Annotated in this window: 9 protein-coding genes and 1 pseudogene; 6 read left to right on the top strand and 4 right to left on the bottom strand. The window is 74.1% G+C overall.

Going from position 1 to position 10,405, the window contains the following annotated elements; translation table 11 throughout:
• Positions 1–63: 63 nt before the first annotated feature.
• Complete coding sequence (locus tag LJ221_RS09165) at positions 64–600, bottom strand: NUDIX domain-containing protein (RefSeq protein WP_241715281.1); 537 nt, start codon at positions 598–600, stop codon at positions 64–66.
• Positions 601–843: 243 nt separating this feature from the next.
• Here LJ221_RS09165 and LJ221_RS09170 point away from each other — a divergent pair, with 243 nt between their 5' ends.
• From LJ221_RS09170 to LJ221_RS09185, 4 genes and pseudogenes are all read left to right on the top strand, one after another.
• On the top strand, positions 844–1,023 hold the full coding sequence (locus tag LJ221_RS09170; RefSeq protein WP_241715284.1) for a hypothetical protein: 180 nt from the start codon (positions 844–846) through the stop codon (positions 1,021–1,023).
• Positions 1,024–1,105: 82 nt separating this feature from the next.
• A pseudogene (locus LJ221_RS09175) lies at positions 1,106–1,612 on the top strand (DUF4383 domain-containing protein); the annotation flags it as partial.
• Between the two features lie 267 nt (positions 1,613–1,879).
• Positions 1,880–2,719: a DUF4397 domain-containing protein gene (locus LJ221_RS09180; protein WP_241715288.1), complete on the top strand. Its 840-nt coding sequence runs from the start codon at positions 1,880–1,882 to the stop codon at positions 2,717–2,719.
• A gap of 38 nt (positions 2,720–2,757) precedes the next feature.
• Positions 2,758–3,393 (top strand): class F sortase, encoded by a 636-nt coding sequence (locus tag LJ221_RS09185; protein WP_241715290.1) that lies wholly within the window; start codon positions 2,758–2,760, stop codon positions 3,391–3,393.
• 52 nt (positions 3,394–3,445) lie between these two features.
• Here the strand turns inward: LJ221_RS09185 and LJ221_RS09190 are convergent, their stop codons facing one another.
• On the bottom strand, positions 3,446–3,925 hold the full coding sequence (locus LJ221_RS09190) for a GNAT family N-acetyltransferase (protein ID WP_241715293.1): 480 nt from the start codon (positions 3,923–3,925) through the stop codon (positions 3,446–3,448).
• A 22-nt stretch (positions 3,926–3,947) separates the two neighbouring features.
• Here LJ221_RS09190 and LJ221_RS09195 point away from each other — a divergent pair, with 22 nt between their 5' ends.
• Positions 3,948–4,745 carry an exodeoxyribonuclease III gene (locus LJ221_RS09195; protein ID WP_241715294.1) on the top strand — a complete coding sequence of 266 codons (798 nt, stop codon included), beginning with the start codon at positions 3,948–3,950 and terminating at the stop codon, positions 4,743–4,745.
• On the opposite strand, the gene LJ221_RS09200 is transcribed toward LJ221_RS09195, so the two are convergent.
• Positions 4,733–5,983 (bottom strand): aromatic acid exporter family protein, encoded by a 1,251-nt coding sequence (locus tag LJ221_RS09200; RefSeq protein ID WP_241715295.1) that lies wholly within the window; start codon positions 5,981–5,983, stop codon positions 4,733–4,735. The genes LJ221_RS09195 and LJ221_RS09200 overlap by 13 nt on opposite strands.
• Before the next feature lie 294 nt (positions 5,984–6,277).
• On the opposite strand from LJ221_RS09200, the gene LJ221_RS09205 reads away from it, so the two are divergent.
• Positions 6,278–7,777, top strand: coding sequence for an NAD(P)/FAD-dependent oxidoreductase (locus LJ221_RS09205; protein ID WP_241715296.1), 1,500 nt, complete (start codon positions 6,278–6,280; stop codon positions 7,775–7,777).
• A 101-nt stretch (positions 7,778–7,878) separates the two neighbouring features.
• On the opposite strand, the gene LJ221_RS09210 is transcribed toward LJ221_RS09205, so the two are convergent.
• The coding region (locus LJ221_RS09210; protein WP_241715297.1) for a S41 family peptidase at positions 7,879–10,405 on the bottom strand (2,527 nt) is incomplete at its 5' end.

Raw genomic sequence — 10,405 nt, forward strand, 5'->3', positions numbered from 1 at the left:
GCCCTTCCCGGGGAACCCGGGAAGGGCACCGGCCCGTTCGCGGGCGGTCGGGGTCCGGGGCGCTCAGGTGTTCCAGCGCATGAGGGAGAGCCGCGGGCCGCCGGCCAGGTAGCCGCGGAGGGCGCCGGCGCTGGAGGGGACGAAGTTCTCCGGGAGGGCGTCGACGGGGGTCCAGCGGACCTGGGAGTGCTTGTCCGGTTCGAGGTTTCCGGGCTCGCCCGACCACTCGTGGGCTGCGAAGACGACGGTGAGGTAGCCGTTCGGGGACTCGACGGCCCGGGCCCCGTGGACGACGTGGGCCAGGCGCAGGTGCTCGGCCTTCACGAGCAGGCCGGTCTCCTCACGGAGTTCGCGTACGGCGGTCCCGGTGACGGGCTCACCGGGGTCGCTCTTGCCGGTGGGCAGGTCCCACATCCCCCGTGCGAACTTGGCCCGCGGTCCGCGCCGGATGAGGAGGACGCGGTCGGCGGCCCGGTCGTGGACGATGACGGACGCGGCCAGCAGCGTCATCGACTCCAGCGCGGGCGGGAGGGCGGTGCGGATCTCGTGCTCGGGCCGTGGTGCCACGGTGATCCCTTCGGGGGTCGGGTTTCCGAGCATGCCAGGCCGGACCGCCCGGCGGCCGGGAGTTCGCCGGGGTGGTCAGCGGAACGAGGGGCGGTACCGAGTCCCGCCGGTCCGGGGGAGGGCCCCGCCGGTCCGGGAGGGAGGAGAGGTTTCGGAGGGTCCGCCACGTGCCCGGGGACGGTCGACGCGGGAATGGTGCGATTTGCCATCAATTGGTATGTGTTCCACGGTGGCAGTACCGAAGCGCGTCCCGCGTTCGGTGGGAGGAGCGAGGCGATGACGCCTGCGACGGCCCGGGCGGCGGTCCCCTCGGTGGGCGACCGCGGCTCCGCACCGGCCGGTTCCCTGTGCCGGGTGCTCTTTCCGGCCTTCCACGAGGACCTCGCCCTCTCGCCGAGACGGCTCACCGCCCCGGCTCGCCCCCAGGCGCGGCCGGGGGTGCGCGCCCGCGGATGAGTACCGCGTTCGCGCCGGCGGACGGACGCGCTCCGACACCTCCTGTGACCCTCCGTGAACTCCCGTGAGGAGGCGGTGAACCATGAACATCAGGGACGAACTCCCCCTGGACCACCGACTGGCCGGTGTCTACCGCTACGGAGCCGCCGTCAGCGGCGCCATCCTGCTGGTCTTCGGGATCCTCGGGTTCGCCAACCGGCTCGACTTCTTCGACACCACCGGTTCCGAGATAGCCGGGCTGTCCAGCAACGGCCTGCTGAGCCTGATCTCGGTGACCGTCGGAACACTCCTGATCGCAGGAGCGTTCGTCGGCGGCAACTTCGCCTCCACGCTCAACATGACGGTCGGCGCGCTGTTCATCCTCAGCGGTTTCGCCAACCTCGCCCTGCTGGAGACGTCCGCCAACATCCTGGCCTTCCGCATGCCCAACGTCATCTTCAGCTTCCTGATGGGCCTGGTCATCCTCACATTCGGGATGTACGGGCGGATAAGTGGCGGACTGTCGCACGACAACCCATACTGGCTCAGGCGCCACCCTGAGCAGGCTGCCGCCGAGGAGGAGCGCAGGCGCCGCCTGGCGGCAGCGGGGATCAGCGCACCGGGCCGCACCCCCGAGGCCCTCGGAGCAGGGGGAACGCGGGGGACCGGCCTGGACCGGCCCGCTCTGAACCGTGACAACCACCGTGAGAACGCCCGGGGAAGGGCGCAGCGGAAAGCCGACCGACCAACCCCCACAACAGGCGACGGGCCGTCAATTCGGTGAAACCCGTCGCGAAGCGTGTCCGAAAGGGCCGGCAGTCCGGAAGAGAGGGTGAAGTCCCGCATCCGAGCGGGGCTCCCACGAAGGGAAATCCCGATGATGAACTCGCGCAGCAGGAAGATCGTCTCCGTCACCGCCGGTGCGTGCGCACTGTCCCTGGCCGTGGCGGTCCCCGCCGCCGCGGACGCCCACGACCAGGGTGAGAAGGCATCGGTCTCGGTCTTCCACGGCGTCCCCGGCCTCACCGTCGACGTCTACGCCAACGGGAACGAACTGCTCCCCGACTTCGAGCCCGGCACCCTGACCGAGCCGCAGGCGCTGGACCCGGGCACCTACGACATCGAGATCTTCGCGGACGGCGAGGGTCCCGACGGCGACCCCGCCATCCAGAAGAGCGTCGAGGTCCCGGCCGGCGCGAACGCCACGCTCGCCGCGCACCTGAGCGCGGAGGGCGACCCCGTGCTCACCGCCTTCGTCAACGACACATCCGACGTCCCGGCCGGACAGTCCCGGCTGACCGTCCGGCATGTGGCCGCCGCACCGGCCGTGGACGTCCGCGCGGGCGGAGAACCGGTCATCGAGGGCCTGAGCAACCCCAACGAGGAGTCGCTGGAGGTGCCCGCCGGTACCGTCAGCGCGGATGTGGTCCTCGCCGGCACCGAGACGGTGGCCATCGGCCCCGCCGACCTGGAACTCGGTGAGGGCGCCAACACCGTCGTCTACGCCTGGGGCAGCGCCGAGGACGAGAACCTCGCGCTGAAGACGCAGACGATCGGCGGCATGGCCTCCGCGCCGGGCGGCGTGGACGCCGGTGAGAGTGGTGCGATGGCCGCGGACAACGAGTCGGCCACCGCCTGGCTGGCCTGGGGCACCGCGGGCGCCGTCGCGGTAGCCGGTCTGCTGGCCGCCCGCCGCCGCTACGCCCGGGACAGCTGACGGCCGTGCGCGCCTCCGTCAGGGGTGGGCGGCCCTCCGTGGCGGCCGTGACGGCCGCCACGGTGGTCGCCGCCGTCCTTGCGGCACTGCTGGCCTGGTCACTGCGGCCCTCCGGCGCCGCGGTGCCGCAGGACTTCGGCGACCGGCCGCGGGTCCAGGAGCCCGCGGCCGGGGCGCCGTACGGGGTCCACGACAGCCGGGCGGGCGGCGGGGACGGCGTGTCCGCTCCCGAGCCGGTGGCGCTGAGCGTCCCCCGGCTCTCCCTGGAGACCCGCGTCCAGGGCGTCGGGGTCGAGGACGACGGCACGGTGGAGGTCCCCCGGGACGCCGGACGGGCCGGCTGGTACCGCTACGGGCCGGCGCCGGGCGCGCGGGCCGGATCCGCCGTCATCGTCGGCCACGTCGACGACCGCACCGGCGACCTGGGCGCCTTCGCCAAGCTCTACGGCGTCCGCGAGGGCGACGAGATCACCGTCGGGCGGGAGGACGCACCGCCGCTGCGGTACGAGGTGACGGCCCGTGAGGTGGTCGACCAGGACAGGCTCCCCGACGAGGTGTTCCGGCGCGACGGACGGCCGGTGCTGACCCTGGTCACCTGCGCGCCCCCGTACGACCGCGGAAACGGCGGCTACCAGAGGAACCTGCTGGTGTACGCCGTCCCGGCGGGAGGGTGAGGCCGGAGGCGGTCCGGCGGGCACGGCGCGGTCGGCGGTACGGCGCGGGGGCTCAGCGCAGCGGTTTGGCGTAGCAGCGGCTGCCCGGTTCGTGGCGGTAGACCCCGAACTTCTCGGCCGGCTCGTAGCCGCTCGACTCGTACAGCGCCATGGCCTCCGGCTGCATGACGCCGGTCTCCAGCACCATCCGCAGCCGCCCCGCCTCCCGGGCGTCGTCCTCCAGCAGGGCCAGGATGCGGCGGGACAGGCCCTGGCGCCGGGCCTCGCGGATCACGAACATCCGCTTGAGCTCGGCGTCGCCGTCGCGGTAGTTCTCCCCGTTCGCGTCCATCGCCCGCCAGCCGCCGGTGGCCACGGGCCGGTCCCGCTCGTCGTACGCGATCAGGAACAGGCCGGCGGGCGGCGAGAACATCCCGGGTGCCAGCGGCGTGACATCACCGTCGCCGCCGTAGCGCTCGGCGTACTCCAGCTGCACCAGATCGGTGAGCTTCGCGGCGTCGGGGTGGTCGTAGGCGACGGGGATGATGCGCATGCCCGCATCGTAAGGTGCCGGTGTGCTGACGATTTCGACGGTCAATGTGAACGGGCTGCGCGCCGCCGTGAAGAAGGGCTACACCCGGTGGCTGGCCGCCACCGAAGCGGATGTGGTGTGCCTGCAGGAGGTGCGCGCCGAGCCGGACCAACTCCCCGACGAGGTACGCGATCCGGAGGGCTGGCACGCGGCGTACGCCCCCGCCGCGGCCAAGGGGCGCGCGGGCGTGGCGGTGCTCACCCGGCGTGCGCCCGAGGATGTGCGGGTGGGGTTCGGGGTGAGCGAGTTCACGGACTCCGGCCGCTATCTGGAGGTGGACCTGCCGGGGCTGACCGTCGCCAGCCTCTACCTGCCCTCGGGCGAGGTCGGCACCGAGCGGCAGGAGGAGAAGGAGCGCTTCATGGACGCCTTCCTGCCCTACCTCGCCGGGCTGCGCGAGCGGGCCGCCGCCGCCGGCCGGGAGGTCCTGGTCTGCGGCGACTGGAACATCGCCCACCAGGAGGCCGACATCAGGAACTGGAAGGCCAACCGGAAGAACTCCGGCTTCCTGCCCGAGGAGCGCGCCTGGCTCGGCCGGGTCTTCGGCGAGGCCGGCTACGCCGACGTCGTCCGCCGTCTCCACCCGGACCAGGACGGGCCGTACTCGTGGTGGTCCTACCGGGGCCGGGCCTTCGACAACGACGCGGGGTGGCGCATCGACCTCCACGCGGCCACCGAGCCGCTGGCGCGGCGGGCGGTGAAGGCGTACGTGGAGCGCGCGGCCGACCACGCGGGCCGGTGGAGCGACCACGCGCCGGTGACGGCCGTCTACGCGCCCTGACGGCCGGAGGCGCCGCCCGCGTCGCCGTCCCCGTCGCCCTCGCCGCGCCCGCCCGGCAGGAGACCGGCGGCCAGCCTGCGGGACTCCGCCAGGAGGGGGCCCAGCACCGCCAGCCCCTCGGGGACGGCGGCGGCGTGCCGGGGGAGTTCGGCGCGGAGCCGGTCCTGCTCGGCACGGATCTCCCCGACGGCCTCGCGCAGTTCGCGCCGGGCCGTCTCCGGGTCGTCGCCGGTGACCGTGCGCCCGTAGGCGCCCAGGGCGTCGGCCACCCGCCGGAGGAAACCGGAGTACGGGCGGGTGACCTCGTGGCCGGGCCGGGGCACGTCGTCGCCCTCCCCGGCGGCCTCCACCAGGGTCCGGGTCAGGACGGTGAGGCGCTCGGCGATGTCCTCCAGGGTGGTCAGCGTCTCCGCGTACGCCGCCGTCAGCCGCGCCGCCTCGGCGCGGCGGCGGCTCTCGGGGTTCAGACGCGTGCTCTCGCGGCTCCAGCCGACCGCGGACTCCAGGCCGCGGACCAGCCGGGGCAGCTGGCAGGCCCGGTCGTACCAGCCGCGGACGCGGTCGTGCTCCCAGGGCTCGTCCAGGCCGTCCGCGACCTCGGTCACGATCTCCCGCGCCTCACGGACGGCGGAGTCCACCGCCTCGCGCGCGCTGCGCAGATGGACGGGCGGCAGGAGCAGCGCGTTGACGCCGACGCCGACGGCGGTGCCCAGCAGGGCGGCCAGGACGCGGGAGACGGCCGAGCCGGGCGTGGCCTCGCCGGGGACGAGGGTGAACAGGGCGGCGGTGGAGGCGTAGATGCCCTGGGCGCCGAAGCGTGGCCAGTTGCCCAGCAGGGTGGTGACGGGCAGGACGAGGATCATCACCAGCACCGGATGGCCGAAGGGGATGACCAGGGCCGCGGCGAGCACCGTGCCGAGGGCGATCGCCGCCGTCTGCTGGAGCCCCTGCCACACCGAGCGGTAGACGGTGGCCTGCACCAGGACCACCGCCACCCAGGGCGCCATCAGGGCGAAGGCGTCGGGCAGCAGCCAGGCGGCGGCCAGCCAGGCCAGGACGGCGGCGAGCGCGGCCTTCAGGGACTGGACGACGGCGTCGCGCTCCCGGCCCGGTCCCCGTCGGGCGCGGCGCAGGGAGCGTGCGCCCCAGGAGACCTCGGCCCGCACCGCGCGTACGGCGCGGGCCGAGGGGGAGGGGCGGTCGGAGGGCGTCGCGGAGCCGGACTGTGTGTGCACCATCGAGGTAACGGGTTGCCGGGCCGGCGGCGGCCACACACGACACGTCCCGGCCGTGCCGCACCGGCCGCCGGTGGTCCCGCGTCCACCGGAGCGCGTGGGCGGCGCGCGTGGGCGGCGCGCGTGGGCGGCGCGCGCGCCCGGACGCCCGCGCCGGAGTGCGACCAGCGGTGATCTGGCCCCACCACACTCCCTGTCCGAGGGCGTGCTCCTGTCCTACCCTCCAACCAGGCCAGTGATCACTGGTGTGCTTCACGGGCGAGGACGCGGCGCGGGCATCTGGGATCGGGAGGCGGCATGGTCGGACACGGACACGAACACGTACGGGTGGCGGTGATCGGGGCGGGGATCGGCGGCCTGGGCGTCGCCGTACGGCTGCGCCGCGCGGGCGTCACGGACTTCGTCGTGCTGGAGCGCCGCGACTCCGTGGGCGGAACCTGGCGCGACAACAGCTATCCCGGGTGTGCCTGCGACGTGCCCTCCCTCCTCTACTCGTTCTCGTTCGCGACCGACTTCGACTGGCCGCGGACCTTCTCCGGACAGGAGCACATCCGCGCCTACCTGGAGAAGGTCACCGACACCTTCGGGCTGCGCCCCCACATCCGCTTCGACTCCGAGGTGCTGAGCGCCCGCTGGGACACCGGGGCACTGCGCTGGGAGATCGAGACCGGCCACGGCACCCTGACCGCCGACATGCTCGTCTCGGCCACCGGGCCGCTCTCCGACCCCAAGATTCCCGACATCCCCGGCCTGGGCGGCTTCACCGGCAAGGTCTTCCACACGGCCCGGTGGGACCACGGCTACGACCTGCGCGGCAAGCGCGTCGCCATGGTCGGCACCGGTGCGTCCGCCGTCCAGATCGTCCCCTCCATCCAGCCGCTGGTGGACAGGCTCACCGTCTTCCAGCGCACCCCGCCGTGGGTCGTACCGCGCATGGACCGGGAGATGACCGCGGCCGAGCGCCGGCTGTACGCCAGGGTGCCCCTCGCACGCACGCTGCGTCGCTGGGCGCTCTGGCGGGTCAGGGAGCTCCAGGTGAGCGCCTTCACCAGGCATCCCGCGCGGCTCGGCGTGCTGGAGAAGATCGCCAGACGCCACATGGCCAAGGTCGTCGAGGACCCGGTGCTGCGTGCCGCACTGACCCCCGGCTACCGCATAGGCTGCAAGCGCATCCTGTTCTCCGACACCTACTATCCGGCCCTGGTCCGGCCCAACGTGGACCTGGTCGCCTCCGGTCTGAAAGAGGTGCGCGGCAACACCCTGGTGGCCGCCGACGGCACCGAGGCCGAGGTGGACGCGGTGGTCTTCGGCACCGGTTTCCACGTCACCGACATGCCGATCGCCCAGCGGATCACCGGCGCGGACGGCATCACGATGGCCGAGGCGTGGAAGGACGGTGTGGAGGTGCTGCGCGGTTCCACGGTCGCGGGATTCCCCAACCTCATGACGATCATCGGGCCCAACACCGCCCTCGGCAACAGTTCCATGATCCTCATGATCGAGGCCCAGCTGAACTACCTGGACGACTACCTCGGGTGGCTGGGGAGGCTGTCCGCCGGACAGGGCGGCCGGGCCGCGCTCGACGCACGCCGCGAGGCGGTGCGCTCGTGGACCGGCCACATCCAGCGGCGGCTGAGGCGCACGGTGTGGAACACCGGGGGTTGCGCCAGCTGGTACCTGGACGCGAACGGCCGCAACACCACGATGTGGCCGGGCACGACGGGGGAGTTCGCCAGAGTGACCAGGCACGTGGACCTGACCGAGTACGAGGTGCTGCGAGTCCCCGCCCGTCCCTGACGGGGAAGGCGGGGCGGCCGGTGCCCGGTGTTCCTCGGGCATCCCGCCGGGGTGCTGCCGGGACGCGCCGGCCCGGGACCCGCGGGACCCGGGCCGGGCCGTCAGGGTCGCGGCGGCAGCGGCGGGCGGCTGCGGTCGGGGACGTCGTCGTAGCCGGGCGGAGCGGCGGCGGGGTGACGTTCCAGCAGGTCCAGCGCGGTACGCACCGCGGTCTCCAGCATCGGGTGGTGGTCCTCGGCCCAGTCCGTCGGTGTGCGCAGCACCTCGATGTCGGGCTCCACACCGTGGTTCTCCACCGACCACCTGTACCCGTCGAACCACGCCGCGTTCATCGGCACGGTGATGACCGTGCCGTCGCCGAGCCGGTGGCGCCCGGTCATGCCGACCACCCCGCCCCAGGTGCGGGCGCCGACCACCGGGCCGATGCCCAGCAGCCGGAACGCCGCGGTGATCATGTCGCCGTCGGAGGCGGTGGCCTCGTCGGCCAGGGCCACTATCGGGCCGCGCGGGGCGTTGGAGGCGTAACTGACCGGCTGGGCGTGGCGCACCAGGTCCCAGCCGAGGATGGCGCGGGTCAGCGCCTCGACGACCAGCTCGCTGATGTGGCCGCCCGCGTTGCCGCGCACGTCCACGATCAGCGCGGGCCGGGAGACCTCCATGCGCAGGTCGCGGTTGAACTGTGCCCAGCCGGAGCCGCCCATGTCGGGGATGTGCAGGTATCCGCACTTGCCGTCGCCGAGCCTGCGCACCACCGCGCGCCGTCGGCTCACCCAGTCCTGGTACCGCAGCGGGCGCTCGTCGACGAGGGGGACGACGGCGACGCGGCGGGGGCGCCGCGGGACGGCGTCCGGGCCGTCGCCGGGCTCGGTGGTGAGGAAGGCCAGCTCGACGGTGGTGCCGCCGGCCGCCGCCAGCAGCGGGAACGGACCGGCGTCCGGGTCCACCGGGCGTCCGTCCACATGAGTGAGCACCGAGCCCTCGCGGATGCCGGAGCCGGCCAGCGGGGAGCGGGCCCGGGAATCGGAGGAGTCGCCGGGCAGGACGCGCTCCACCCGCCATCGGCCCTCCCCGTCACGGGTGAGGTCCGCGCCCAGCAGCCCGATCGGCCGCTGGTAGTGGGCCGGTCCCTCGTCGCGCCGGGCCGGCGCGACGTAGGCGTGGGAGGTGCCCAGCTCACCCACCGTCTCGCGCAGCAGGTCGGCGAACTCGTCCGGTGAGGCGACCCGCTCGACCAGCGGCCGGTACTGGGCCAGGACCGCCTCCCAGTCCACGCCGGACATGCCCGGGTCCCAGAAGTACGACCGCATGATCCGTCCCGCCTCGTCGAACGCCTGCCGCCACTCGGCGCGGGGATCGACATCGTGCAGGATGCGGCGCAGGTCGAGGTGGGTCGTGGAGTCGCCGTCGGAGGACTCGTTGGCAGGGACGGCCCGCAGATCGCCCTCGTCGTTGATCACCAGGCGGGTGCCGTCGCCGCTGACCGCGAACCAGTCGATGCTGCCGGTCAGCTCGGTGCGCTTGGCCTTGACCAGGTCGAAGTGCTCCAGGGTGGGGCGGCCGGAGGTGTCGGCCGGGTTGGCGAAGGTCTCGCCCAGCGCCCCGGAGATCGGCCAGCGCAGCCAGACCAGCCCGCCGCCGCTGACCGGATGGAGCGAGGAGTACTTCGAGGCCGCCACGGGGAAGGGCGTGACGCGGCTGGCCAACCCCTCGGCCTCCACCAGCACCGTCCCCTCCTCCCCGGCCGTCTCGCCGAGGGTGTCCGGGTCCAGGCCGCCGGCCGCCGGGCGGCCCTCGGGCGAGAGGGCGAACGGCGAGGGCGTGGCCGAGGACAGCGGCACCAGGTACGGGCGGCAGCCCAGCGGGAAGGACAGGTCGCCGGTGTGCACGTCGTACACCGGGTCGAAGCCGCGCCAGGACAGGAAGGCGAGATAGCGGCCGTCGCGGGTGAAGACGGGCTGCTCGTCCTCGAAGCGGCCCTCGGTGACGTCCAGGACGGTGCGGTCGGACAGGCGGGCGATCCGGACGCGGGTGAGCGCGCCGTCGGTGCCGGGGTGGGCCCAGGCCAGCCACTGGGAGTCGGGGGAGAAGGCGAGATGGCGGACGGGGCCGTTGACGGAGCGGACCAGTTCGGCGACCTCGGCGACCTCGGCCACCTCGCCGGTACCCGCCCCGGCGGTCCCGCCGGTGTCCCCGGCCCCGGTGTCCACCAGCAGCAGCCGCCCGTCGTGCGATGCGACGGCCAGGGTGGTGCCGTCCGGCGAGGCGGTCAGCTCGTGCACCCGGCCCAGCCGCCCCGCGGCCGACCGCACCGGCTCGCGGGCGCCGGTGGCCCTGGGCAGGTCGGCGACCTCCACCGCGTCCTCGCCCCCGGCGTCGGTGACGTAGGCGACCCGGCCGGTGGAGCCGAGCATCTCCGGCAGCCGCACCCGCACCCCCGGGGTGTCGGCGATCACCCGCGCCGGTCCGTCGCGGTGGGTGAGCCAGTACAGGCTGCCGCGCACCCCCACCGCGCTGGCGCGCCCGGTGGTGTCCACGGCCAGGGAGCTCACATGGCCTGCGGCCGACACCTGGTGGACGCGGCGCCGGCCCTGCGGGCGCTGCCCGCCGACCCTCCGGTCTCGCTGGCGG

Source organism: Streptomyces sp. CNQ085 (genome assembly GCF_022614595.1).
In the GTDB taxonomy this organism is placed as follows: Bacteria; Actinomycetota; Actinomycetes; order Streptomycetales; family Streptomycetaceae; genus Streptomyces.

What these genes read in the sequence shown, in the direction of transcription:
- LJ221_RS09205 (WP_241715296.1), top strand. Translation starts at nt 6,278, where the DNA reads ATGGTCGGACACGGACACGAACACGTACGGGTGGCGGTGATCGGGGCG.
- LJ221_RS09180 (WP_241715288.1), top strand. Translation starts at nt 1,880, where the DNA reads ATGATGAACTCGCGCAGCAGGAAGATCGTCTCCGTCACCGCCGGTGCG.
- LJ221_RS09190 (WP_241715293.1), bottom strand. Translation starts at nt 3,925, where the DNA reads ATGCGCATCATCCCCGTCGCCTACGACCACCCCGACGCCGCGAAGCTC.
- LJ221_RS09200 (WP_241715295.1), bottom strand. Translation starts at nt 5,983, where the DNA reads ATGGTGCACACACAGTCCGGCTCCGCGACGCCCTCCGACCGCCCCTCC.
- LJ221_RS09170 (WP_241715284.1), top strand. Translation starts at nt 844, where the DNA reads ATGACGCCTGCGACGGCCCGGGCGGCGGTCCCCTCGGTGGGCGACCGC.
- LJ221_RS09165 (WP_241715281.1), bottom strand. Translation starts at nt 600, where the DNA reads ATGCTCGGAAACCCGACCCCCGAAGGGATCACCGTGGCACCACGGCCC.